21 protein-coding genes are annotated in these 24,213 nt (G+C 47.6%); 11 read left to right on the top strand and 10 right to left on the bottom strand.

What is annotated here, in order from left to right; translation table 11 throughout:
• Window positions 1–198: 198 nt before the first annotated feature.
• Both dapE and NP590_RS15315 read right to left on the bottom strand, forming a co-directional pair.
• Window positions 199–1,326, bottom strand: a complete 1,128-nt coding sequence (dapE, locus tag NP590_RS15310; RefSeq protein WP_256603463.1) for a succinyl-diaminopimelate desuccinylase — start codon at window positions 1,324–1,326, stop codon at window positions 199–201.
• Window positions 1,323–1,676: an ArsC family reductase gene (locus NP590_RS15315; protein WP_256603464.1), complete on the bottom strand. Its 354-nt coding sequence runs from the start codon at window positions 1,674–1,676 to the stop codon at window positions 1,323–1,325. The genes dapE and NP590_RS15315 overlap by 4 nt, the downstream gene beginning before the upstream one ends.
• Before the next feature lie 288 nt (window positions 1,677–1,964).
• Between NP590_RS15315 and NP590_RS15320 the strand changes: the two genes are divergently transcribed.
• From NP590_RS15320 to NP590_RS15350, 7 genes are all read left to right on the top strand, one after another.
• Complete coding sequence (locus tag NP590_RS15320) at window positions 1,965–3,530, top strand: oligosaccharide flippase family protein (RefSeq protein ID WP_256603465.1); 1,566 nt, start codon at window positions 1,965–1,967, stop codon at window positions 3,528–3,530.
• Between the two features lie 11 nt (window positions 3,531–3,541).
• Complete coding sequence (locus NP590_RS15325) at window positions 3,542–4,441, top strand: glycosyltransferase family 2 protein (RefSeq protein ID WP_256603466.1); 900 nt, start codon at window positions 3,542–3,544, stop codon at window positions 4,439–4,441.
• Window positions 4,442–4,471: 30 nt separating this feature from the next.
• Window positions 4,472–5,575, top strand: coding sequence for a glycosyltransferase family 4 protein (locus NP590_RS15330; protein ID WP_256603467.1), 1,104 nt, complete (start codon window positions 4,472–4,474; stop codon window positions 5,573–5,575).
• Entirely contained in the window at window positions 5,575–6,528 is a 954-nt protein-coding gene (locus NP590_RS15335) for a GDP-mannose 4,6-dehydratase (RefSeq protein ID WP_256603468.1), read from the top strand. The genes NP590_RS15330 and NP590_RS15335 overlap by 1 nt, the downstream gene beginning before the upstream one ends.
• Before the next feature lie 67 nt (window positions 6,529–6,595).
• A complete protein-coding gene (locus NP590_RS15340; RefSeq protein WP_256603469.1) occupies window positions 6,596–7,561 on the top strand; it encodes a glycosyltransferase family 2 protein in 966 nt (321 codons plus the stop codon).
• 11 nt (window positions 7,562–7,572) lie between these two features.
• Entirely contained in the window at window positions 7,573–8,550 is a 978-nt protein-coding gene (locus NP590_RS15345) for a glycosyltransferase family 4 protein (RefSeq protein ID WP_256603470.1), read from the top strand.
• Window positions 8,551–8,852: 302 nt separating this feature from the next.
• A complete protein-coding gene (locus NP590_RS15350; RefSeq protein ID WP_256603471.1) occupies window positions 8,853–10,868 on the top strand; it encodes an acyltransferase family protein in 2,016 nt (671 codons plus the stop codon).
• A gap of 66 nt (window positions 10,869–10,934) precedes the next feature.
• On the opposite strand, the gene NP590_RS15355 is transcribed toward NP590_RS15350, so the two are convergent.
• The 5 genes from NP590_RS15355 to NP590_RS15380 all read right to left on the bottom strand — a co-directional run bounded on the left by NP590_RS15355 (window position 10,935) and on the right by NP590_RS15380 (window position 16,365).
• Window positions 10,935–12,878 carry a glycosyltransferase gene (locus NP590_RS15355; RefSeq protein WP_256603542.1) on the bottom strand — a complete coding sequence of 648 codons (1,944 nt, stop codon included), beginning with the start codon at window positions 12,876–12,878 and terminating at the stop codon, window positions 10,935–10,937.
• A complete protein-coding gene (locus tag NP590_RS15360; RefSeq protein WP_256603472.1) occupies window positions 12,865–13,731 on the bottom strand; it encodes a glycosyltransferase family 2 protein in 867 nt (288 codons plus the stop codon). The genes NP590_RS15355 and NP590_RS15360 overlap by 14 nt, the downstream gene beginning before the upstream one ends.
• Before the next feature lie 21 nt (window positions 13,732–13,752).
• A complete protein-coding gene (locus tag NP590_RS15365) occupies window positions 13,753–15,582 on the bottom strand; it encodes a tetratricopeptide repeat protein (RefSeq protein ID WP_256603473.1) in 1,830 nt (609 codons plus the stop codon).
• A 92-nt stretch (window positions 15,583–15,674) separates the two neighbouring features.
• Window positions 15,675–16,100: a pilin gene (locus NP590_RS15370; RefSeq protein WP_305888704.1), complete on the bottom strand. Its 426-nt coding sequence runs from the start codon at window positions 16,098–16,100 to the stop codon at window positions 15,675–15,677.
• A gap of 34 nt (window positions 16,101–16,134) precedes the next feature.
• Window positions 16,135–16,365: a hypothetical protein gene (locus NP590_RS15380; protein ID WP_256603474.1), complete on the bottom strand. Its 231-nt coding sequence runs from the start codon at window positions 16,363–16,365 to the stop codon at window positions 16,135–16,137.
• Window positions 16,366–16,417: 52 nt separating this feature from the next.
• On the opposite strand from NP590_RS15380, the gene NP590_RS15385 reads away from it, so the two are divergent.
• Window positions 16,418–16,849 carry a tetratricopeptide repeat protein gene (locus NP590_RS15385; RefSeq protein ID WP_256603475.1) on the top strand — a complete coding sequence of 144 codons (432 nt, stop codon included), beginning with the start codon at window positions 16,418–16,420 and terminating at the stop codon, window positions 16,847–16,849.
• Window positions 16,850–17,142: 293 nt separating this feature from the next.
• Here the strand turns inward: NP590_RS15385 and NP590_RS15390 are convergent, their stop codons facing one another.
• The 3 genes from NP590_RS15390 to NP590_RS15400 all read right to left on the bottom strand — a co-directional run bounded on the left by NP590_RS15390 (window position 17,143) and on the right by NP590_RS15400 (window position 19,592).
• Window positions 17,143–17,700, bottom strand: coding sequence for a Uma2 family endonuclease (locus NP590_RS15390; RefSeq protein ID WP_256603477.1), 558 nt, complete (start codon window positions 17,698–17,700; stop codon window positions 17,143–17,145).
• Window positions 17,701–17,725: 25 nt separating this feature from the next.
• Window positions 17,726–18,298 (bottom strand): Uma2 family endonuclease, encoded by a 573-nt coding sequence (locus NP590_RS15395; protein WP_256603479.1) that lies wholly within the window; start codon window positions 18,296–18,298, stop codon window positions 17,726–17,728.
• A 166-nt stretch (window positions 18,299–18,464) separates the two neighbouring features.
• Window positions 18,465–19,592, bottom strand: coding sequence for an aminotransferase class V-fold PLP-dependent enzyme (locus NP590_RS15400; protein ID WP_256603480.1), 1,128 nt, complete (start codon window positions 19,590–19,592; stop codon window positions 18,465–18,467).
• Window positions 19,593–19,862: 270 nt separating this feature from the next.
• Here NP590_RS15400 and hrcA point away from each other — a divergent pair, with 270 nt between their 5' ends.
• From hrcA to dnaK, 3 genes are all read left to right on the top strand, one after another.
• A complete protein-coding gene (hrcA, locus tag NP590_RS15405; protein ID WP_256603482.1) occupies window positions 19,863–20,903 on the top strand; it encodes a heat-inducible transcriptional repressor HrcA in 1,041 nt (346 codons plus the stop codon).
• A 53-nt stretch (window positions 20,904–20,956) separates the two neighbouring features.
• Entirely contained in the window at window positions 20,957–21,601 is a 645-nt protein-coding gene (gene grpE / locus NP590_RS15410; protein ID WP_256603485.1) for a nucleotide exchange factor GrpE, read from the top strand.
• A 72-nt stretch (window positions 21,602–21,673) separates the two neighbouring features.
• Complete coding sequence (gene dnaK / locus NP590_RS15415) at window positions 21,674–23,611, top strand: molecular chaperone DnaK (protein WP_256603487.1); 1,938 nt, start codon at window positions 21,674–21,676, stop codon at window positions 23,609–23,611.
• Window positions 23,612–24,213: the final 602 nt, after the last annotated feature.

Genomic DNA, 24,213 nt, shown 5'->3' on the forward strand with positions numbered 1-24,213 from the left:
GCACAGTCGCGATGATGGCCTTGCGGATCGCGACTGTGCGTCGCTCCTACCATGACTTTCAGAGTAAAAACGCGGTTGAGCCTATCAAAATCCCGTTCGCCCTGAGCCTGTCGAGGGTAGGAGGGGATTTAGTAGGCTCACCATCTATGCCCAGTGGGTTCGAACGGTTTCCACGCGCTTCAACTGATTTTTTTAGGATCAAGCCAACAAATTCGCCAAAATCTGTTCGTAAATTTGGCTCAAGGTTGCCAGATCGTTCAAGTCGATATGCTCGTTGACCTTATGAATGCTGGCATTGACCGGGCCCAGTTCCAGCACCTGCGCGCCGGTGGGGGCGACAAAACGGCCGTCCGAGGTACCGCCGCCGGTGTCGTCCAGGGGTTCATAGCCGCAAACCGATTTTATCGCCGCATGGGTGGCTTTTATCAATTCGCCTTGCGAGGTTAAAAACGGATTGCCGGACAAGCGCCATTGCAGATCGTATTTAAAGCCGAATTTGTCCAAAATGGCATGGGTGCGGGCCTTGATGGTGGCTTCGTCAAGTTCGGTGCAAAAGCGCAGGTTGAATTGCGCTTCCAGTTGGCCGGGAATGATGTTTTCCGCGCCGGTGCCGCTGGCGATATTGGACACCTGCAAACGGGTGGGTGGAAAGAAGGTGTTACCGTTGTCCCAGACTTCTTCGGTTAATGCCTTTAACGCCGGGGCAAAACTATGGATAGGATTTTCCGCCAGTTCCGGATAGGCCACGTGGCCCTGCATGCCATGCACCGTCAACTTGCCGTTTAACGAACCGCGCCGGCCTACCCGGATCACGTCGCCGATTTTCGTGCTGCTGGAGGGTTCTCCCACCAGACACAAGTCGATTTTTTCCCCGCGCTGTTGCAACACCTCAACTACCTTGACCACGCCGTGGGTGGCTATGCCTTCCTCGTCGCTGGTCAGCATGATGGCTATGGAACCATGGTGTTGCGGGTGTTTCGCTATAAAGCGTTCCACCGCCGTCATAAAGGCGGCTATGCTGCCTTTCATGTCCGCCGCGCCGCGGCCGTAGAGCTTGCCGTCGCGAATGTCGGGTTCGAACGGCGGCGAATCCCAAGCGCTTAAAGGACCGGTCGGCACAACGTCGGTGTGGCCCAAAAATACAAATAGGGGCGCATGTTGTCCGCGCCGCAACCACTGGTTTTGGGTGTCTGCAAAATTCAGGCGTTCGTCAATGAAGCCCAGATTGCTCAAGCGTTGGGCCATTAGATCTTGGCAGCCGGCATCGTTGGGGGTGACGGATTCGCGGCGAATCAGGTCTATCAATAAGTTTAAAGTGTCGCTCATAGGGCCGAGGATAATTGTTCCGGATGAAAGCCGGCGAACAGTTGTTCGCCGATAGCAATGATCGGACGTTTGATTAGGGTAGGGTTGCTTAACATCAGTTGCAGGGCTTTTTCCGGGGTCAAGTCGCATTTTTGCTCATCAGCCAACTGCCGCCAACTGGTGCTGCGTTGATTAAGTATGGCGTCGGTACCCAGTTTATCGGCGAATTGTTGCAATAAGGCCGGTGTCAGACCGTCGGTGCGGTAATCGTGAAAGCGGTGGCTCATTTGCCGGCCATCCAGCCAAGCGCGAGTTTTTTTGATGCTGTCGCAGTTTTTGATGCCGTAGACAGTAATGATGTGTGTATGCATATAAGATAGAAGTGGAATATCCAAGTATTTGTATTGAGTTGCAATGCGTTTTATGCATGTCATGAATCAAGGCGAAGCGTTATATATTTATCTTTTCTAGTGATACGGAAGGTGATGGGCATTGATCAAACTGTGTAACAAGTCTTTTTGTTGCGTCGATGCAGCGATCCTTGTTCTAGCCAGCGTCAACAGGGTGTGTAAATTAATCTACACTATACCCGAGGAACGGTAAATGACGATAGCAACTATTCAGCCATGTAACTTCGCGACGGGAAGCAGTCGTTCGAAATGTCAGCTGACCAAGGATATATTGAAATCCAAAAATCAACGCAATCAGATCGGCCGGTGGGCTTGGTACACTTTTTCAATCCTGTGACGGTCAAACGCAACATTATCGCCAATTTCTCGGGGAGCGCATGGTCGGCTCTCATGAGCTTGGCTTTCGTGCCATTCTATATTCGTCTGATGGGTGTGGAATCCTACGGTATCGTCGGCGTATTCAGCTCGTTGACGGCAATGCTGGCCGTGCTGGATTTGGGTCTTTCGCAGGCCATGAGTCGGGAAATGGCGTTGCTCTGTGGAGATAAAAGCAATACCCGGCGAATAGTTGATACCGCCAGGACATTGGAAGTCATTTATTGGTTGATTGCGTTGGGGGTAGTTACGGCAGTCATTTTGCTCTCTGATTTTATCGCCTATCGCTGGTTGAACCCTGAACGTTTATCGCGCGATACGTTGCGGCAGGTACTTGGAATAATGGCACTGGTGATTGGATTACGTTGGCCGGTTGCCATTTATATGGGGGGATTAAATGGTCTGCAGCGACAAGTGCTGGTCAACATATTATCGTCTGTTATTGCAACCTTACAGGGGGTTGGATCACTTGCGGTTTTGTGGTTTTTCGAACCAACCGCGCGAGTTTTCTTTTTGTGGCATGCATTGATTGCAGTGATTCAAGCGATAGCATTTCGCATTGCTTTATGGCGGAGCTTTTCTACTGATCGGAAAGGGACGTTTTGCAAAGAAGTTTTACATAACGTTTGGCGTTTTGCCGCTGGTATGACGGGAATATCCATGATGGCAACAATATTAACGCAAATGGATAAAATATTGCTCAGCAGGATGCTTACCCTGACCGATTTTGGGTACTACACTTTTGCCACGACCATTGCCGCAGTCATTTATAGAATTGTTGGCCCGGTTTTTACGGCCTATTACCCACGGTTGACCACGTTGGTAGCTAAAAATGATTATATGGAGCTTGTTGACGCGTACCATCAAGGTTGCCAGTTAATGGCGGTCATGATTCTTCCGGCAACATTTGTTCTGGCTTTTTTTTCCAGGGAAATTCTGGCGCTATGGTCGTGTAATGTAGAGTTGGTCGAAAATTCATCTTTGCTTGTCAGTTTATTGGTGATAGGCAATGCATTGAACGGTTTAATGCACATACCCTATGCGCTTCAGCTTGCACATGGTTGGACGAAGTTTGCGTTTTACACCAATGTCATAGCTGTGATTTTTCTGGTGCCGGCCATTTATTTTGCAACAATTCGTTGGGGGGTAGTTGGCGCCGCCGGCGTTTGGATTACTTTGAATGTCGGCTATATCTTGGTTGGTGCCCAGATTATGTATTGTCATTTGTTGGTTGGGGAGAAATGGCGTTGGTACAGCAGCGATATTGGAAGAATTATGTTGCCGGTTTTGGTTGTTATGGGTGTTGCAAGGCAATTAATGCAGAGTAATTTAGGCGGGGTGGCGGAGACTGTTATATTCATACTTGTATTTTGGATTTCTACTATTGCTGCATTTTTTTGTGCCGGTAATTTGCATAAACGGCTCAATTTTAATGGCTGACTGGGTGGCAAATGGATAGAAATCAGCCATTAGTGAGTGTAGGTATCCCAACATATAATAGAGCCGCCTTGCTGAGCCGTTCAATTGAGTCGGCGTTGAGTCAAGATTACAAAAATATTGAAGTATTGGTTTCAGATAATGCATCAACTGATGAGACAGAGACTGTTTGCTTGCTTCATTGCGGAAAAGACTCACGGTTAAAATATATTCGACACTCTAATAATAGGGGGGCAGTTATCAATTTTTACGATGTGCTTATGCGTGCGTCTGGGCAGTTTTTCATGTGGTTAGGAGATGATGATTGGATTGATGCTGGTTATATTAGCTCGTGTGTTAAACTGTTAATAAGTGATCCAGATATTTCTCTAGTTAGTGGGGTGCCTAAGTATTATCGTGATGGTGAGAAAATCTATGATGGGAATATATTTAGTTTATTACATGATGCATGGTGGGTAAGAGTTGTTTTTTATTACGGATGGGTAGCGGATAATGGTATGTTTTACGGGTTGATGCGAACCCAGAAGCTTCGAAAAATTGAGATATGGAATACGATGGGCGGAGATTGGCATTTAATTGCCAATATAGTCTCTATTGGAAAAGCCGCAATGGTTCCAGAAGTGTCCGTGCATAGAGAGCTTGGTGGAGCTTCAGCTAGTTATAGACATATTGCTAAATCTCTTGGCTTACCATTAATTCAGGCAATGTTTCCAATGTCTACCATTGCCTGCGGTGCATTCAATAACATTGTCTTTAAGGCACATGAATGTAAAAAACGTAGTATTTTTAGTAGAATAATTTTAGCTGGTTTTGTGTTTTCTCTTATTTTAATAAAGGCTATTCTAAATTTTATAGGAAGAATGAGACGCTTAATTACGCGCCTAATATACAGTGAGTCTAAATTTTTCATATAAATGCAATTTATTTTCTCTAGCTGATACAACATGAAGATAGTCTTTGATTCACAGATATTCGCTATGCAAGAGTATGGTGGAATTTCTCGATATGCGTATGAGCTCGCTGTTGAGTTGGCGACATCTACTAAAGAGGATGTTGCCGTCATTTCGCCTCTTTATGTTAATCGTTATCTGGCCTGCGCTCCTTCTGACCTAAATGTGATAGGTGTGCCTGTCCCAAAATTGCCAAAAACCGTGCTACTTTTTCGAGCCATTAATTCTATTCTCGCTTGGCCGGTCACAAGACACATTCGTCCAAACATTTTCCATGAAACCTATTATTCATCAATTAGTATGGCGCCCAAGAGCGCCAAGGTAGTCATGACTGTGTATGACATGATTCATGAGAAATTCAGTGGGCATTTTCCTAAGACTGACCCTACAAGTCGAAGAAAAGCGTTAGCGGTCAAGCGAGCGGATCATGTGATTTGTATATCCGAACAGACTCGACAGGATTTGATCGAGTTGCTGGGCGTCAATCCGGCAAAGACTTCGGTGGTGAACCTCGGCTTCAGCTTAATGAGTCAGAGTGATTCAGTGCCTGAATCCGTTGCTAGAGCCAACCCGTTTTTACTTTATGTGGGGGAACGGCGAGGGTATAAGAATTTCGAGGGTCTACTTCAAGCCTATGCAATGTCGCTTACGTTAAAAAATGATTTTGACTTGATTTGCTTTGGTGGTGGTGAGTTCACGCATCGAGAAAAAACTCTGCTGCAACAGTTCGGACTTTCTAATGAGAATGTTCGTCAGGTTTCTGGAGATGACGCGCTTTTGGCTGGGTACTATAGATCGGCTAGCGCTTTTGTTTATCCTTCTCTATATGAGGGCTTTGGTATTCCGCCACTTGAGGCTATGAGCTTTAATTGCCCCGTGATCTGTAGTGGGGTGAGCTCAATCCCGGAGGTTGTAGGTAATGCGGGAGAAATGTTTGATCCCTGTGATTTGGATTCGATGCGAATGGCGGTTGAACGCGTAGTAAGTGACAATGTTTTGCAACAAACTCTGATTGCCCGCGGCCAGGAACGGATCAAGCTCTTTTCTTGGCATAGTTGTGCGCAGGAAACATTAGCTGTCTATCGGAGCATTCTCTGATGCGGGCATTGATTTGTGGTGTCAGCGGTCAGGATGGAGCGTATCTAGCCAAATTGTTATTAGCTAAAGGTTACGATGTATGGGGTACATCGAGGGATGCTCAAGTAGCCTCGTTTGCCAATCTTGAGCGCTTAGGTATTCGGAGCAAAGTCAATGTGATTTCGATGGCTGTTAACGATTTTCGTAGTGTTCTCACAACCTTGAGTCGTAGTGATCCGGATGAATTGTATTTTCTGGCCGGCCAGAGTTCTGTGGGTTTGTCATTTGAGCAACCTGCGGAAACACTCGAGAGTATTTTGATGGGGACGTTAAATTTGCTAGAAGCGATCCGTTTTCGGGACAAGCCGGTTAAGTTTTATCATGCCAGTTCTAGTGAATGTTTTGGTGATGTGGGTAAACAAGCTGCGGATGAGGGTACCCCATTTCAGCCACGAAGTCCCTATGCAGTAGGCAAAGCTTCGGCACATTGGTTGGTTTCTAATTACCGGGAGGCATACGGTTTGTTTGCGTGCAACGGGATTTTATTCAATCACGAGTCCCCACTTAGGCCGGCCCGGTTTGTGACACGTAAAATTATCGCGGCAGCCTGTCGAATCGCGCAGGGAGACAAGGAAAAGCTTCGGCTTGGTCGTTTGGATATAGTGAGGGACTGGGGGTGGAGTCCAGAATATGTTGAGGCAATGTGGCTCATCTTGCAGCAGAGTGTTGCAGAGGATTTTATTATTGCAACAGGTGAGGCTCATTCGCTGGAAGATTTTGTTTCAGCGGCATTTGATTCGGTTGGACTAGACTGGCATGATCATGTCATTTCTGAACGATCCTTATTTAGGCCAACCGATATCGCATGGAGTCAAGGGAATCCGGCAAAAGCTTTTAGCTGTTTAGGGTGGAAATCAAAAGTGCGTATGCATGAGCTAGTATCGTTGATGATTAAGGCCGAGAGTCTTAATTAGTATTAGCGTGTAACCCTAAAAGGTTTAAATTAGGGCTGTAAAAAAAATCTATGGTTTGTGGGAAATTATGGAAACAGCAGAACGCCCCCCTAAAACCATTGCTTTGGATAGTCGTTATTCCACAGCGCGACACTTGAACACGCTAAGGCCGCCGTTATTGACAAACAGTCCTGATAATAAAATTCAATTTAGTCTATTCTCAACCTCTAACGCGCCTGAAAAGATTGACGGTGGGCTACGCTGTTCAGGGTATTTTAAATATAATTTACCCGATCATCCGCTTATCACAGTGGTTACTGTTGTTTATAACGGCGAGAAATATCTGGAACAAACTATACAAAGTGTCATTAATCAAAGTTACGATGCTGTTGAATATATTGTGATCGACGGTGGCTCAACTGATGGCACTCTGGATATTATTCGTCAATACGATGCATTGATCGATTATTGGGTGAGTGAATCCGATAAGGGAATTGCTGATGCAATGAACAAAGGAGTGAGTTTTGCAACCGGTGAATATATTGTATTTATTAATTCAGATGACTTTTTGTATAATGTAAATAGTTTAGAGGTGGCGGCTAGTTTTCTTGATAATAACTATATGATTTTTTCGTTTGATATTTTGTATGGTAGTAATCTTGTCAGATTATCATCAAGAGGATTTAATTTCTGGCTGAATTTTAGAAATGGAATTTTACATCAAGGTGTCGTCTGTAGTCGTTTATTGTTCAATATGGTGGGCTATTTTGACGAACAGCTTGAAATTAGCATGGATTATGATTTTTTTCTAAGAGCTTATTATAACCGCTTTAAGTTAAAAAAAATTAAAACCGTGCTTTCAGTTATGCGGGACACGGGCCTAAGCTCCCAAAAAGATTGGCAGTCACTGGTGTTACGATTTAATGAAGATAAACTTGTTCAGCATAGAATGATTCAAAATTCCAATACCAAAGTATTCAATAAATTTTTCTGGTTTTTTTATATGCCTTATAGGAAAATAAAATTTTTGTTTGCGGAAAGGTTTGGTAAGTGATAATAAGTCCCATGGCAACCGGTAATGGTGCTTATGTTGTCCATAAAACCTTAGAGAGTGAGCTAAAAAACTATAGGGTTATCCCCTATAATCCTTTTCTCACTTTAATGCCACCCGTTTTATATGGCCTGGGTCGTCTTTCCAAGGCTAGGTTAATTCATACTACACCAGATTACGGACTGTTTCATGTCCGACGAAAAATACCTGTAATACTGACTTTTCATAATTATGTGCTTGACGTCTTTATGAAGGATTATAGTAATTTTTTGCAAAATACTCATTATCAGACTGACTTGAAATGGTTTACCCGTCTATCAGTCAATAATGCATCGGTCATTACCGCTGTCAGTGAATTCACCGCTAAATTAGTCAGTAACGAACTAGCTATTGACAATGTGAAGGTTATTTACAACGGCATCAATCATAATGTTTTTTATCCAGATCGGTTTCGCAATCGCTCGGATAATGAAATAAAAGTACTCTTTTGTGGCAATTTAACAAGTAGAAAAGGAGTGCAATGGCTGTTGCCCATTGTTTCAAGACTTTCACCAAAAATTACGGTTTTTTATACGTCTGGTTTAAGAAGCAAAACAAAACTGCCTGAAAATAGCAGCATGCAATGTTTAGGCTCCATAGATTATGCAGATATGCCAGCCGTTTACAATGAAATGGATATACTTTTATTCCCTACTGTTAGAGAGGGTCTAAGTTTAGCGGCAATTGAAGCGATGGCCTGTGGATTGCCTATTGTTACCACTTACTGTTCATCTTTGCCTGAGTTGGTTGACGATGGCAAGGGAGGCTTTTTGTGTCCTTTGGGAGATGTTCATACGTTCGCCGATAGGATCAATCGACTGGCTGATGATGCGCTTTTGAGGAGGGACATGGGTGAATATAATCGGGAAAGGGTTGAAAAGACTTTCACTTTGGTAAGAATGGTAAAGGAATATAAACTCTTGTTTGATGAGGCGTTGGATACAGCAAATTGAGGAATTATCTGTTGAGGGAGTGCGCCTAATATTTAGGCTTATATGTGGGTGAAATATTTATAACTTAACGAGAATTAGATTTAACTTTTCGGTACGTGTATGAAATAATGGCTTATATCACTATGATTATTAAACCATCAGCAGGCTTGGTTTGATTTTCCTAACCTTGCATGAATAAATTCGAACAACTTTTTGGTCTGCAGCACGTATCATTATTAAAATGTTCTGGATGAATTAAATACGGAAAAACTAACGGCTATTTGGATAAATATACAAGAATAATGCGTATTAATGCAATGGATATGACACTCGATAAAACCATCACCTATCGCCCTGACCTCCAGGGTTTACGCGCTATCAGCATTATTTTGGTGGTATTGAACCATGCCGGAGTATCGCTTGTTTCGGGCGGGTTTGTCGGGGTCGATGTTTTTTTTGTCCTATCGGGCTATCTAATATCCGGTCTCCTGATTAAGGAATATATGAATGTCGGAAGTATTGATCTGTTGCAATTTATAGCCCGGCGTTTGAGGCGTTTACTTCCAGCTCTTTTTGTTATGTTGAGTGTGGTCGTATTGATCAGTTCGTTATTGTTGTCGAACTACGAAGCGTGGCAACAGACTGCGTCAGTGGTATATGCAACGACATGGACCAGCAATTTGTTTTTTTCATTTTCAACGATTAATTATTTTGAAGAAATAAAAACCAAGGACTTGTTTTTGCATACTTGGTCGCTGGGTGTGGAGGAACAGTTTTACATAACGTGGCCCGTGATGATTCTGCTCATTTTTATCGCCCTGAAAAAGCTGCGACAAGGTGCGCTTGATCGGTCCGGGTTGCTTGCGATGCTGACAGTATTGTTTCTGGGTAGCTTGGGTCTGTCCTGGTATTGGATGGCGACGAATCCTTTATGGTCTTTTTATATGATGCCGTCGCGCATCTGGCAGTTTGCCTTGGGTGCGGTAACATTTGTATGGTTTCAGCCGAAAATGCTCCCCCTAAACGATGCCGGGCAACTTTATTTTTCGCCGTGGTGGGGACGCGGTTTGAGCGCTTTGGGTGCGGGATTGATATTCGGTGCGGCCACGTTCCTTACTGCCAATGAGACTTACCCAGGCTATTGGGCCTTGTTGCCCTCCGTGGGTGCAGTCTTGATCATCTCCGCCGGGTATTTCAATCGTGAGCGCGCGGAGCGCGGTATATTGGCTCATCCGGTTCTGGTTTGGGTTGGAGACCGCTCTTATTCCTGGTATCTATGGCACTGGCCGTTATTGATGTTGGGTTTTTCGTGGGGTCTGCATCATCGTTTCTCCGAGACCACGGGTTTGGTGGCATTGTCATTCTTGTTTGCAATAGCGAGCTACCGCTATGTTGAGTTGCCGTTTTGGAAAGGGCGTTTTCGGCATCAGGCCCCGCTTAGAGTGATCCTTTTATCCATCCTTGCCATGCTGACAATGATCTGGGGGGCGCAAAATTATTTGAAACCGCCGCCCGTTGATGAAATGCCTAAAGAGGAGTCATACAGCACTAAAGCTCGTTCGGATTTGCCGATTATCTATACTTACGGTTGTGATGCTTGGTATGGAGATGCTAATTTGAGTCCATGCGTAATAGGCGGAACTGACGCTGAAAAAACCGTCGTTCTGTTGGGGGATAGCATTGGGGCGCAATGGTTTTCAATGTTTCCAGGGATATTCCAGGCACCTAAATGGCGTATCGTGGTCTTGACTAAATCATCCTGTCCAATGGTCGACGAAGATTTTTTCTACAGCCGTATCGGAAAGATTTATACCGTCTGTACCGAGTGGCGTAATAAAGTATTGGATTATTTGGAGTCTATCCGCCCCGACATTGTGTTTTTGGGAAGCGCCGCAACATACGACTTTACCAAGGAGCAGTGGGAGAATGGCTCGGCGCGTATATTGGCCCGTCTGACCAAGATCGCCGGTCGCGTCGTTGTAATTCCAGGAACCTACCCGTTGTCATTTGATGGCCCCGGTTGTCTTGAACGCGATTTCTCGTCTCATCAACTTTTCGATGCCGCCGGTATCCAAGATTGCCGCGAAAATATATCCAACAAACAACCTGAGACGGTGGCCGGGTACTTGGGGCAAGCGGTAAAGCCGTTTTCAAACGCCGCATTGCTTGATCTTAACGACTTGGTTTGTCCTAACGAACAATGTAGCGCGCAAGATGCTGACGGAATCGTAGTGTTTCGTGATCAACAGCATCTTACCGATACATTTGTAAAGTCACGGGTCTCTGTTATACGGAAGCGTCTGGAAATGCTTGGTTTGGAAATGGGTGTCGCGCATTGAGGATTGGTATCGCTTATAGAGAGTGCAGCTCCATGGTCTTCAATGCAAATCGCTGACATCAGACATTCAAGAAGTGGAACACCGAGTATAGAGAGCCGCGAATTTAGCGCCAATCTGCTTCCAGTCATAAGCTTGAGCGGTGGTTTTAGCTGATTCGGCAAGTGCTTTGCGAAACCTGTCGTTGTTTAATAATTCTTCCATGGCATTTTTAAGTGCTTCCGGTTGTTTGGGCTTAACCAGTAAACCATTTTTACCGTGTGTGATGATCTCTGCAATGCCGCCGGTCATTGTCGAGATCACAGCGGTGCCGCTGGACATCGCTTCCAACAACATTACGCCCTGTCCTTCGGTATCGCCAGAGGCGTCTGTAACCGAAGGGGCGATGAACAGGTCGGCGGCAGCATAGTAGTCCGGCAGATGCTGGTTTGGCAGTCTGCCAAAAAAGATTGTTTTTTCTGTAAGCTTTAGCGAATTTGTCAACGTTTCCAGCGTTTTGCGTTCCGCGCCGTCACCAACAATCCACAGTTCGGTTTGGTCGCGTAATGCTTCCGGCAGTAAGGAAAAAGCGTTCAGAAGATCGGAAACGCCTTTCTTTTCAACCAATCTCCCTACAAACAGTAAAACAAACTTATCCGTTGGTTTTTTTACGGATTGTCCGGAACTGAAGCATTGATAATCGATGCCCATCGGAATAATTTCCGGTTGGGGTAGGTCATTGCCCACGGCATCGGCGGTTGCGGAGGTGTTGCTGGTCCAGGCGCTACTGTTTTGGATTGTCCAGTGTTTGATTCTTGCCAATAGAGAGCTTTGCAAGGCGAAAGCGTCGCCGCCATGCGCGGTAAGGATAACGGGAACGCCCGTTAATTTGCCCAGCAATATGGCAATGAAGCCTTGCGGGATTACCCAGTGCGCGTGAATCAGAGTAGGTTTGAGTCGGCGAATTAACACCCAGCTTGCAAAAAAATGAGCTATCAGAAAGAAAGGTAGTTGTAAATATAGCCAGGGATGTTCGCGTAAATTCGGCAAAATGCCGGAGCCATAGGCGAGTTTTTGTTGTCTCCTAGGTAGAGCATAACGAAAGTGATAGCAATAAATCCCGCTGTCGGGAAATGAAGGGTCTACCAAGTCATGATCCGGAGACAAAATATGTATTTCAAACCCTTGCTCATTCATGGTTTCGGCTAAATGACGCAAAAAAATGGAGGCGCTATCCTCTTCAAAGCGCGGAAAACTGGATGTCAGCCATAATATGCTTTTTGCCGGACTCTCTTTTTGCAACATGAAAATAAATGTCGGCATGAACCAGTGGGCGGCGACAAATAGCGTTTTGGGAGTGTTGTTCAGGATTCGGTTTATCCGCTCGGACACATGTAATCGATAACGTTTGGGGTGCTTGCATATCTTTTCGCTGATCGAATAAATTTGGGAGAATTGTCGGCAAAGCGATTTGAGCTGCCAGGAGGTTTGTAGAGAAATGTTTTCCTGATATTTTCCGGTCTTTTGCATTAACCTATGAAAAACCTTATTAGGCAGATAGTGGACTAAGGGAACCCTGTAATGGACTTCCCACGGCCACAAACGGTTAGGGGTTGCCAGATAAAGCCAACCTTGCGGCTTTAGGACCCGGTGAATCTCGTTTATATGCAATTTCGGATGGTTGACGTGCTCGATAACATGATTTGAAATGACCACATCAAAGATATTGCTTGCGAAAGGTAAAGATTCGTTTGCAATTAAAAAATTGAAATTATCGCTTGCCGAGCGATGGTCATTGATATCAACACTGATAACCCAAAAATAATTGCCGAGGTAATGGGCAATCTCACCGTTACCCGTGCCAATATCCAGCACAAGCAAGCGATGGTTGGGGGTGGTTTTTAGATATTCATCCAGAATGATTTTTATTTTTTCGGCTTTGGAGCGACGATTTTGGTCCGAAAAAAAACCGTGTGTTGTCTGACTTGAACGCTGATCGTTCGATGGTGACAAGGGGGGGCTAGCGATTGTCATCACTGTGTTTATAATGCAGGGATGAAATTTGTTCGGAAAGAATGCCGATTAAAAATATGAGCAAAGACGCCAGAATCAATACCGCGCTCATATTGGTAAACCGGCCAAAGTGGATAAACGTGTATGCGTAGTAGGATATTCCGGTCACAAAAACCGCGCCACTCACGGGCAAAAATAAGCGCATGGGAGAAAACAAGGCGCCAACTTTTAAAATAATGATAAAAAAGCGAATGCCATCTTTGATGATTTTAATATGGCTTTTGCCTTCGCGCTTGCCGGCCTTTATCGGCACGTAGGCTACGGGAAAGCCGGAGCGAAAAAAAGCCATGGTGGATGTGGTGGGGTAAGAAAAACCGTTGGGAAGCAGATATAAAAATTTTTTGAATTTGTTCGCTCTGACGGCGCGAAAGCCCGAGGTTAGATCCTCGATTTTATGGCCTGTCATCATCGAGGCGAGGTGGTTATAAAAGCTATTGGCAATGCGTCGGAATAAACCGGCATGCGTATTGGCTTTTCTGGCTCCAATGGCCATGTCGTAGCCATGATTGAGTTTATCCAATAGTTTGGCAATATCGCCCGGTTTGTGTTGGCCGTCCGCATCCATGAAAACAAGAATTTCCCCGTTGGCGTTTCTGGCGCCGGTTTTGATTGCCGCACCGTTGCCTTGGCTGTAAGGATGGCTGATTACCTTGGCACCGCTGGCAATGGCGACGGCGGCGGTGGTGTCGGTGGAGCCATCATCCACCACAATAATTTCGGCGGCAAGGTTCTGTAACCCAATATCCGCCAATAATTCAGGCAGATTCTTGGCCTCGTTTTTGGCGGGAATGATAATGCTGAGTTTATGGCTCATGCTATTTTGATTTTGTAAATGTTACTTGGCTTTGGATGACCATTTGTCAATAAATTCAGTTTTATTTTGAGTTTGCGCAACCAGCAAGGCGACCTTTAAAGCGTCATTGCCGATGTGATAGGTTAATGCGGTGTCAAAATGTTGTAGCGCATGGGCAATGTCTTCATATTGTAGTGCGATAATGCCTTTCAGTACGAAAAGGTTATGCATTGCGATAGGACTTGAAGCGAAGCGATGGTTGCTTATCATGGCGTCGACTATAAAGCTAACCGTACGAAAACTCATGCCTGCACAGTGATGCTTCATCAACCAGGCATGAAATTGCTCGGGTTGATCCACCGCCCAATTTTCAAAACGGGCTGTCGGTGCATTACTAATCAGTTCATTTAGTCTGGCAGCATGATCCCCAGTGGGATTCAATACGCACGACAATTTTAGTGCAGGTATTTGTAAACCAAGGCTGTCGGGGTATCGCTTGTTGAACCTATCCAACACTTGCAGCGCCGTGTTCGTGTCGCCGTCTATTTCTAGTCGTTTAGCCAAATGGAGTGTTGCCCGATTGGATTTTGGATTATCCATGGCCCAAATTTCCGCGGCTATCAGCGGCCGCCCCCATAAATGAGTGGTCATGTAGGTAATCAGTCCAAGTAAGACAATATATGAAGTGCTAAATAATGTTAAGCCATTTCGCCATTTTGGAATTGAAGATAAATATACTATCAGCGCAAAGACAGGGCCGAATAACGGTACATAATTTCGATGCTCGAAATATAATTCCAACGCAATTGTTGTCGATTCCAGCATGTGTCCGAACAGGTACCACAAAATAGCAAATGCCAATAACGGAAAACGTTTACGGTAACGAATACAAAAATAGCCAATAATGACCAAGCAGGCAAAAAGTGCAAGGCCAAAAAATATTTCGTAGGATCCTAAAAGCCAGGGTTCGTCATGAAAAGGCCCCAGCTTGGAAGGGATGGGAAAAAATGCCCTAAACAAATATAACCATAGAATATACCCTTGGATTGCGATACGTTCGGTTTCGGTAAACCCGCGTTGCAGTATCGTTGAATCGTGATAGGGTACTTGTAAAATCAAATAACCTACAATAATTAATAACGGAAACAAAAGAAACGTCCATTGCCAGATTCTCCAGGCATTGTGGCTTGTGTGATAACAATTGGCGGAAAAAAAAGTGGATTCAATTACCAGAGCGTAAACAGGAAAAAGAATGCCGTTTTCCTTGCTGAATGCCGCCAGGGCGCTAAACACTATCACGATACTGCTGAGTTTTATTAAATGCCGCTCGGGCTGATTTAGCGCCTGAAGTCTGACTTTGGTATAAAAAATAAGCCCGCTAAATGTGAAAGTCGCTGAAAGCGTGGTCATGCGTTGAACGATAAACAGTGAGCTGGAAACGAGTATGGGTAATACCAGCCATAGCGCGCCGGCAAAGACTGCGATTCGCGGGAGCGGCATTTTTTGATCGGGAAGGCCCCGACCTAAATTAAACGCCAGCATGGTCACCAGCGCCCCATTGAGCAAGTGGAGATAAATATTCCATTCAATCATCACCTCCGGATTTGCAGGCCATGCATAATATTGCAAGGCGAACGTTAATAGCGCCAACGGTCTGCCCAATGGGCCGGCAATGCCGCTTAAAACGAAGTTTTTTGCCGAATCGTAGTCGTATATTTTTCCCAGGTCCTGCAAGTTGGCAACGTCGTCGAATTGAACACCCGCATTCAAACTTTGAAAATAAATAAATCCAGTGATTAACATTACGCCATAAAAAATCAGCCCCCAGATGGCGTGGTTGGATTCCACTGTTTTGGATGAGATATTTAACATGATGCCGAATAGTTAAGCTGGTGGTTAAGTCTGGTTTTTAGCGCGCCAAATAAAAAAGGCCCCAAAGGGGCCTTTAAAGTGAGCTATGTCGACTATCTGCAAGAGGTTGGGCGGTATTTCTCGGGTATTGTACCGCCGCAGGTCCAGACGACTTGACCGGTGGTAGCGTTGACAACACCAGAAAGCTCTATTGTTTGGTTGTCAATTGCTGCTACGCCAGTGCTTCGGGCTGTTGCTGTGATAACGCCACTAGCGTAAGTAACGCCGGAAACATATTTAGATACTTGCGAGGAAACAGAGGCCGCAGCCGGCAATGTTCCAGTTACGCTGGCCAACTCGGCTAATGTCGTCCGGGCGGATGATGCGGCCAGGATGATCTCCGATACTTTAGCTCGAGCGGTATAGTCTTGATAGGCGGGTAAGGCAACGGCCGCCAGGATGCCGATAATGGCAACCACGATCATTAATTCGATCAAGGTAAAACCTTGCTGTACTTTATTCATGGGTAATGTGTTCATTGTGGGGTCCTCGTTGGTGAATAATCGATTTTACTTAAGCACTAAGTGTGCCATGGTTGCTTGGTGTCGTTGCCTTGTTGAGGTTACTTGATTGTTCTATAAACCAAATCGCTGGCAAATATGAGGTTTTTATTGCTGGGGTGCTGGTGTATTTGCCGGGCATTTTGTGGCGGTAGGGGTAAAATAAAGATGCAAAAGCCCCGTTTGCCTGTAAAAATACTCTGCCAGCCAATAGTTGCCTGTTAAAAAAGCCTGCCAAATTCATGTTGCTAAATTTAAGCCGTAAAAAGTCGCCCAATATTAGTTTGCAAGCCGCAATGACTTTGACTCAATGGAGCGAGCGTACCATTCGGCGGCGCGTTGCTGACGGCAGTTTGCCATGCGTGAGCGGTGTGCCGTTTTCCAACAAAACCCTGATCAGTCTTGAATCCATCAAGGCCGATATTTGTCTGACCTTGTCGGATGAAGACATAGAACTGCTCAAATCGGCCGATGCCGGCAGCGCCCAAGCGCAAACGGAAATGGCTTTGCTGTTTTTGGAAAACGGTAAGGAAAAAAGCGCGATTTATTGGTTGGAGCAGGCAGCCAAGCAAAACTTCCCCGATGCCTTGCATTGGATGGGCAATTGTTATTTGCGCGGCGAAGGTTTTGCCAAGGACGATAATCTGGCGGTGATGTGGATCGCCAAGGCCGCCTCTTTGGGGCATTCGGTTGCAAAATTACAAATTGAGGCCCTGTCAAGAAAATGATTGCCGATACGGGGTTACGGCCAGTAGGCCGGAATAAGCGGGAGCGTTTCCGGCAAGCTTAAGTCGCCAGAAACGCCTATCGGCTTATTCCGGCCAATTTTGGTTGCACTGAACGTTTTTGCTTATTCTGAAAGTCGCTCCTACGAGACTGCCTTTCATTTGCCGGGGGCGATGCGCAGGTTTCATGATCGTTAAATTAATCGTCCCGGCTTAACGTACAGCTAGTCAAAAAGCGTCATCCCGGCGAATTGCCGCCTATCTGGCGCCAACCAACGCTTACTGGCGGCCGGGCGTTATTCCCACAGATTGCTTAATTGAAACGTATGCGATGCAAAAGGCGGTGCACTTACCGGATCGCTGTCCTTTAAGCTCTGTAACAGCATCCAGTGCCCCTCAATCAGTTGATAGGCTTCCAGCGTTTGCAGAATGGGATCTATCAGCCATAAAAAAGGTAGGCCCAAACCGGCATAAATGGGCATTTTTTCGCTGCGGTCGATTTTTGCGGTGGAGGGCGACAGAATTTCGCACACCCAGTCCGGTATTGTCTCGAACCAAGCGGTTTCCGGTAATTTCGGCAGACTTTGTTTACGCCAGCCGGCCAGGTCGGGAACCAGAATATGGCCGCCCAGGTGCAATTCGGGTTCGTCGATGATCCACCAACCGTCTTCTCGGCCGGAAAGACCATGAAACAGTGAGCCAATTTCTATGCCTAACGAAGAACTTGCTAACGCATGTTTGGGCGACGGTCTTGGCTGAACCTCCAGTCGGCTGTTAATAATCTCGCCAACCAGATGTTCCGGCAGATTCAGTATGTCTTCGTAATCGGCTGGTTTTAATGCCGGGTTCGCCATGCTCGAGTTCTCATATGTGTTGTTTTTAATCCCGGTCGAATATTACGTCTTCGTATAGCTCGCTCAGCGAACACGTCAGTTCAAGGTCGGGCAGTTTCAGTGTTTCGTCGGGATCCGAGTAGCTGTGCAATAGCCAATCGTTATTATCTTGGCGGGTAAAGCTGTCGATCAGCATGCGTTTGCTATCGATCAGCCAGTAATGTTGCAGGCTGTCCAGTTGCCGGTAGGCATTAAATTTTTCGCCTCGGTCGAAGGCCTCTGTAGAAGGCGATAATACTTCGGCAATGAACGACGGGTATTGTTTGTACAGCTTGTTGTCGCGGTCTTTGCTGTCGCAGCTGACCAGTACATCGGGGTAGAAAAATGCGTCGGCTTTTTCTACCCGCACTTTCATATCGGAGATATACGTTCGGCAGGGGGTGTTTTTAAAGGCTTGTTTTAGCAAAAAAAATAAATTACCGGCAATAGTCACATGAGTGTCGGAAGCGCCAACCATGGCCCAGACTTCGCCGGCCATAAACTCGTGCTTAAAGTCTGCGCTGGCTTCGCCATGCAGATAGTCTTCCCGTGAGAGGGGTATTTTTTCTGCGAGTGACATACGGTTTTCCTGCCGGTAACGGATGGGGCGATTCTACTTCGCATTGGCGGTTGATGAAATAGCCGGGCGACAAAGGTAGTCGGGCCGCGTTGGAGGGAAGGAGGGCTTTCACATACGGAAGCTGTTTGATCCGATCTGGTTGCAAAATTCCTAACCGGGCATTTGCTTATAACGGCGTGATAGTGGTTAGCGCCAACGCACGCTCCAGCTCCGCAAAACTATTATAAAAATGCGGCGAAAAGCGGATGCCGCCGCCGCGCAGCGCGCACACCACGCCGTTTTGCTGCAAATGCCGATATAGGGCCTGATTGTCATGGTGTCGGTGTTTGAAAACCACGATGCCGGATTTCAGCGGACTTTGCCTGTCCGACAATAAAATCAATTGCGGATGGGCGGCGATGGCGGCTTTAAGATAATCGCTACGCTCTATCACTTTGGCTTCGACGTTATTCATGCCGGTTTCCAGTAATAAGGACAAACTGGCCGACAGGGCATGGATGCCAATCATGTTGGGGCTGCCGCATTCGAAGCGACGGGCGGCGGGGTGGATTTCCCAGGGCAGGTTTTCGTAATTATGGCTGTCCTTCATCATATGCCAGCCGTATTGGGTCAGCTTCAGACAATCTCGGGCCGAGGCCGTGCTGTAAAACACTCCCAGTCCTTCCGGACCGAACAGCCACTTGTGGCCGTCGGCCATTACAAAATCGGCTTGGCAGGCACGGGCGTCGAACTGCACCGCGCCCAGGCTTTGAATGGCGTCCACGCAAAACAGGATGCCGCGCTGTTTGCAAAACTCGCCTATGCGGAGCAGGTCCATGCGCAAGCCGGAGGCAAATTGTATCGAGCTAATGGTCAATAGCCGGGTACGGTCATCCACCAGTGCAAACAAGGCGTCCTCCGGTGTATCGGCACTGTGCAGGTCGGCTTCACGAAATTCCACGCCCCGGTCGGCCAGCGATTGCCAAGGCAGGCGGTTGGAAGGAAATTCCTGATCGCTGGAAACGATATTGTCGCCGGCTTGCCAGGGTAAGCCGTAGGCCACGAAAGACAGGGCTTCGGAAGTGTTTTTCACCAGCGCTATGTCGTCCGCCGAGGCCGCGTTCAGCAAGCTTTGGAATTGCCGGCGCAATTCGGCTTCCTTCTTCAGCCAGTCCGGATAAAAATGCGAGCCGAAGCGGCTGTTTTGTTCGGCAAAGGCGATAACCGCGTCGCGGGTACGTTTGGGCCAGGGGGCGACGGCGGCGTGATTCAGGTAAATCAGGTCGTCGGTAAGCGGAAATTCGGGGTGTTTCATGAAGGACACGCTGATTGAAATTAGGGAATGCGGCTTATGGAATTGCCCACGGATTGGGCCGCGCGGGTTGCGAACTAAACCCGAGTTGGCCATTCGCTTCGATTATCCGCCAACCACCCGGCCGAAACAACTCGGTCGGTGCCGACGGCCTGCTAAGGAAACCGCGAAGCGGTCGCATGATAATGCTTGGTTGACAAGGGTATTTCCAGCTGATAGCTTTCTCTGGCACTCGCGTATTTAGAGTGCTAACAGTCGGCATTGGGTGATGGTGTGGCAAGCAATCAGGATTTAAACGAGAGGTCGCTTTACTTATTGAAAACCTTGGTGGAGCGTTATATTCATGACGGTCAGCCGGTGGGGTCGCGGGTACTGTCCAAGGATCCCAATCTAAAGCTGAGTCCGGCCACCATCCGCAATGTGATGGCGGACCTGGAAGACATGGGTTTGATACACTCGCCGCACACCTCGGCCGGACGGGTGCCTACCGTCAGCGGTTACCGTTTGTTCGTCAACAGTCTTTTGACGGTGAAACCGTTGGAATCCAGCGAATTGAACCAATTGCAAAGCAGTTTGCTGACTGAATATGACGGGCCCGGCGATGTATTGAACAAAGCCTCGCGCCTGCTTTCCGAGGTGACCAAAATGGCCGGGGTGGTGACCTTGCCGCGCCGGGAAACCGTGACCTTGCGGCATATCGAGTTTTTGCCGATGTCCAATACCCGGGTGCTGGTGATATTTGTCACCGACGGTCAGGAAGTGCATAACAAAATCATCCACACCGACCGGCTTTATAGCCCGGCGGAATTGCAGCAGGCCGCCAATTATCTGAACTCTGTGTATGTTGGCCGCAGTCTGGCCAAGATCAGGGATTTGATCCTGAACGAGATGGAGCAGGATAGCAATCAAGTCAACCAGGGCATGATGGACGCAGTCTGCATGGCCCGACTGACCTTTGCCCAGCAACCCCAGGACGACTACGTGCTGAGCGGCGAAACCAACTTAATGGGTTTTTCGGAATTATCGGACATGGAACGTTTAAAACAATTATTCGAAGCCTTCAGTCAGAAACGCGGGGTGATTCATCTGTTGGATCAATGTCTGCAGGCGGAAGGTGTACAGATTTTTATCGGCGAGGAATCCGGCTACCGGGCCTTCGATCATTGTAGTCTGGTGACGTCCTCGTATTCCATCAACGACGAGGTGGTCGGGGTATTGGGTGTAATCGGTCCAACCCGCATGGCCTACGAAAAAGTGATTCCCTTTGTCGATGTGACCGCAAAATTATTGGGCGCGGCCTTGAATAGCAAATAAACGCCCCTATCGTTATAGCCAACTTAGAAAAATGACAACCTTTGGAGTGAACTATGAGTCATCAGCAATCAAGCCACGAACAGCAATCCGATAGTGAGTTAATCGCTGAAGTGCTTGAGCAAACCAGCGAAGCCCAGGCCGAAGCGGCGCTGGAAGCGGAAGCCGAGCTAGCAACCGAACAGGTCAGCGTCGAGGTGTTGCAAAAACAACTGGAAGAAGCGCAACAACAGGCTGCCGATAATTTGGACAAAGCCATCCGTACCCTGGCGGAAATGGAAAATCTGAAAAAACGCGTGCAAAAAGATCTGGAAGACGAACGCAAATACGGCTTGGCCAGATTCGCCAAGGAGTTGTTGAGCGTTTTGGACAGTCTGGAATTGGGCATTCAAGCGGCCGCCGGCGACAGTCCGGAAGTGGTCAAGCTGCGCGAAGGCAGCGAATTGACCATGAAGCAGTTCGAAACCGTATTCGCCAAATTCAATATCGAAACCGTCGACCCGACCGGTCAGCCGTTTAATCCGGAATTCCATCAGGCCATGGTGATGCAGCCCAGTTCCACAGTGGCGCCGAATCATGTGATTACCGTATTCCAGAAAGGCTATGTGTTGAACGGCCGCTTATTGCGTCCGGCCATGGTGGTAGTGGCCAAGGCCGAAGATAAGCCGGCCGATAACGCAAAAATTGATGAGCAGGCTTGAAATTCAAACGATCAACCGCATATCGCTAACAAATTCTTAAACTAACTACTAATTCAAGTCTGGAGAAATTCAATGGCTAAAATGATCGGCATCGATTTAGGAACCACCAACTCTTGCGTGGCCGTGCTGGAAAACGGTACCGCGCGGGTTATCGAAAACAGCGAAGGCGCGCGCACCACGCCATCCATCATCGCCTTCACCGGCGACAACGAAGTTTTGGTCGGTCAATCCGCCAAGCGTCAAGCGGTCACCAACCCTGAAAATACCCTGTTTGCGATCAAACGTTTGATCGGTCGTCGCTTCAAGGAAGACGCGGTGCAAAAAGACATCAAAATGGTGCCTTACAAAATTATGGAAGCCAACAACGGCGACGCTTGGGTGGAATGCCACGGTAAAAAAATGGCACCGCCCGAAGTGTCTTCGCGCGTATTGATGAAACTGAAAAAAGACGCCGAAGCGTTTTTGGGCGAGGAAGTCACCGAAGCGGTGATTACCGTACCGGCCTATTTCAACGACTCGCAACGTCAAGCGACCAAAGACGCCGGCCGTATCGCAGGCTTGGACGTCAAACGCATCATCAACGAGCCGACCGCGGCGGCGTTGGCGTTCGGCATGGATAAACCCAAAGGCGACACCACCATCGCGGTCTATGACTTGGGCGGCGGTACTTTCGATATTTCCATCATCGAAATCGCCGAAATCGAAGGCGAGCACCAGTTCGAAGTATTGGCCACCAACGGCGATACCTTCCTGGGCGGCGAAGACTTCGACTTGCGCATCATCGATTTCCTGGCCGGCGAGTTCAAAAAAGACAGCGGCATCGATTTGCACAACGACCCGCTGGCGTTGCAACGTCTGAAGGAAGCGGCGGAAAAAGCCAAAATCGAATTGTCGTCTTCCGAGCAAACCGATATCAACCTGCCGTACATCACTGCCGATGCCTCGGGTCCGAAGCATTTGAACGTCAAATTGACTCGCGCCAAACTGGAATCGCTAGTTGACGATTTGATCGAACGCACCAAGGGCCCATGCCTGCAGGCGATTAAAGACGCCGGTATTTCCACGGCGAAAATCAACGACGTGATTTTGGTCGGCGGCCAAACCCGGATGCCGAAAGTGCAAGCTTTCGTCAAGGAACTGTTCGGCAAAGAACCGCGCAAAGACGTCAACCCCGACGAAGCGGTGGCCTTGGGTGCGGCGATTCAAGCCGGCGTATTGGGTGGCGACGTTAAAGACGTTTTGCTGCTGGACGTGACTCCGCTGTCATTGGGTATCGAAACCCTGGGCGGCGTGATGACCAAGCTGATCGAGAAAAACACCACCATCCCGACCAACGCTTCGCAAGTGTTCTCGACCGCCGACGACAACCAAACGGCTGTCACCGTGCACGTGCTGCAAGGCGAACGCGAGATGGCTTCCGGCAACAAATCGCTGGGCCGCTTCGACCTGCAGGACATTCCGCCGGCGCCGCGCGGTATTCCGCAAATCGAAGTGTCGTTCGACATCGACGCCAATGGTATTCTGAACGTGTCGGCCAAAGACAAGGCCACCGGCAAGAAACAGTCTATCGTCATCAAGGCCTCCAGCGGTTTGTCGGATGATGAAGTCGAGCGCATGATCAAGGACGCCGAAGCGCATGCCGACGAAGACCGTAAGTTGAAAGAATTGGTTTCCGCACGTAATAGCGCGGAGGGCATGATCCACGCCACCGAAAAATCCATGAAGGAACTCGGCGACCAAGTCAGCGGCGATGAAAAATCGGCCATCGAATCGGCGATCAAAGACTTGCAAGCCGTGCTGAAATCCGACGACAAAGACGCCATTGAAGCCAAAACCAACGCCTTGACCGAGCTGTCCGGTAAACTGGCCGAACGGGTCTACGCGCAAAAAGGCGGCGAAGCGGGCGCGGCGGGCGGCCACGAGCATGCGTCCGGCGGCCAACAACAAGCCGAGCCGGACCACGACGTGGTTGATGCGGAGTTTGAGGAAGTTAAGGACGACCATAAGTAAAGCTTTACGGTAAGCGCGTCATGGCGCTTACCGATGCTTTAGATAGTCCACATTCGGCGGAACGCGGACTGGCGTGTCCGCCTTAGGTGTTTAAAAGCGGTTTTAAATTCCGCTAGTCTAAAAATTGGAAAGTCCGAGTAGGTCCGATTACGCTATCGCTAATCGGAGCTACCGTGATTTGATATTGCTTGGCATACACCGATTCAATCGGAACGTATAACGAAGTGTTGTAGGGTACGCATCGCGTACCTATTAAAATATGCAACCTGCGGTTTCAGAAGTCAAAGAATTGCTTCGCCTGCGTAGGTCCGATTAGCGGAGATTAGTCGGACGCATGTTCCGAGTTTTGTAGGGTACACATCGCGTACCGTTTTGTTTTTAGGGGGGGATGCAAACTGCCGTTTCAGAAGTTAAAGAATTGCTAAACAAACTTCCTGAAGAAAGCAGTTATGAAGACATTTATATGTGATCGCGAAAATACAGCAAGCAATAGCTCGGGCGGAAACCGAAGGTACTGTTTCACACGAGGAAGTCGAAAAACAATTCGATTGTATGTAAGGTTAAGCCCGTAGGTCCGATTTGCGGAGCGTAATCGGACGCAG

Origin of the sequence: Methylomonas subterranea, from assembly GCF_024505185.1 — a bacterium.
GTDB classification, from domain to species: Bacteria; Pseudomonadota; Gammaproteobacteria; order Methylococcales; family Methylomonadaceae; genus Methylomonas; species Methylomonas subterranea.

Bases quoted from the DNA above. Each gene is read 5' to 3' on its own strand.
- NP590_RS15355 (WP_256603542.1), bottom strand. From the start codon at position 12,878: ATGACAATCGCTAGCCCCCCCTTGTCACCATCGAACGATCAGCGTTCA.
- NP590_RS15360 (WP_256603472.1), bottom strand. From the start codon at position 13,731: ATGAGCCATAAACTCAGCATTATCATTCCCGCCAAAAACGAGGCCAAG.
- dnaK (WP_256603487.1), top strand. From the start codon at position 21,674: ATGGCTAAAATGATCGGCATCGATTTAGGAACCACCAACTCTTGCGTG.
- NP590_RS15350 (WP_256603471.1), top strand. From the start codon at position 8,853: ATGACACTCGATAAAACCATCACCTATCGCCCTGACCTCCAGGGTTTA.
- NP590_RS15385 (WP_256603475.1), top strand. From the start codon at position 16,418: ATGACTTTGACTCAATGGAGCGAGCGTACCATTCGGCGGCGCGTTGCT.
- NP590_RS15330 (WP_256603467.1), top strand. From the start codon at position 4,472: ATGAAGATAGTCTTTGATTCACAGATATTCGCTATGCAAGAGTATGGT.
- NP590_RS15370 (WP_305888704.1), bottom strand. From the start codon at position 16,100: ATGAACACATTACCCATGAATAAAGTACAGCAAGGTTTTACCTTGATC.
- NP590_RS15340 (WP_256603469.1), top strand. From the start codon at position 6,596: ATGGAAACAGCAGAACGCCCCCCTAAAACCATTGCTTTGGATAGTCGT.
- NP590_RS15335 (WP_256603468.1), top strand. From the start codon at position 5,575: ATGCGGGCATTGATTTGTGGTGTCAGCGGTCAGGATGGAGCGTATCTA.
- NP590_RS15365 (WP_256603473.1), bottom strand. From the start codon at position 15,582: ATGTTAAATATCTCATCCAAAACAGTGGAATCCAACCACGCCATCTGG.
- NP590_RS15390 (WP_256603477.1), bottom strand. From the start codon at position 17,700: ATGGCGAACCCGGCATTAAAACCAGCCGATTACGAAGACATACTGAAT.
- NP590_RS15400 (WP_256603480.1), bottom strand. From the start codon at position 19,592: ATGAAACACCCCGAATTTCCGCTTACCGACGACCTGATTTACCTGAAT.
- NP590_RS15320 (WP_256603465.1), top strand. From the start codon at position 1,965: ATGTCAGCTGACCAAGGATATATTGAAATCCAAAAATCAACGCAATCA.
- NP590_RS15345 (WP_256603470.1), top strand. From the start codon at position 7,573: ATGGCAACCGGTAATGGTGCTTATGTTGTCCATAAAACCTTAGAGAGT.
- grpE (WP_256603485.1), top strand. From the start codon at position 20,957: ATGAGTCATCAGCAATCAAGCCACGAACAGCAATCCGATAGTGAGTTA.
- NP590_RS15380 (WP_256603474.1), bottom strand. From the start codon at position 16,365: ATGAATTTGGCAGGCTTTTTTAACAGGCAACTATTGGCTGGCAGAGTA.
- NP590_RS15325 (WP_256603466.1), top strand. From the start codon at position 3,542: ATGGATAGAAATCAGCCATTAGTGAGTGTAGGTATCCCAACATATAAT.
- NP590_RS15315 (WP_256603464.1), bottom strand. From the start codon at position 1,676: ATGCATACACACATCATTACTGTCTACGGCATCAAAAACTGCGACAGC.
- dapE (WP_256603463.1), bottom strand. From the start codon at position 1,326: ATGAGCGACACTTTAAACTTATTGATAGACCTGATTCGCCGCGAATCC.
- NP590_RS15395 (WP_256603479.1), bottom strand. From the start codon at position 18,298: ATGTCACTCGCAGAAAAAATACCCCTCTCACGGGAAGACTATCTGCAT.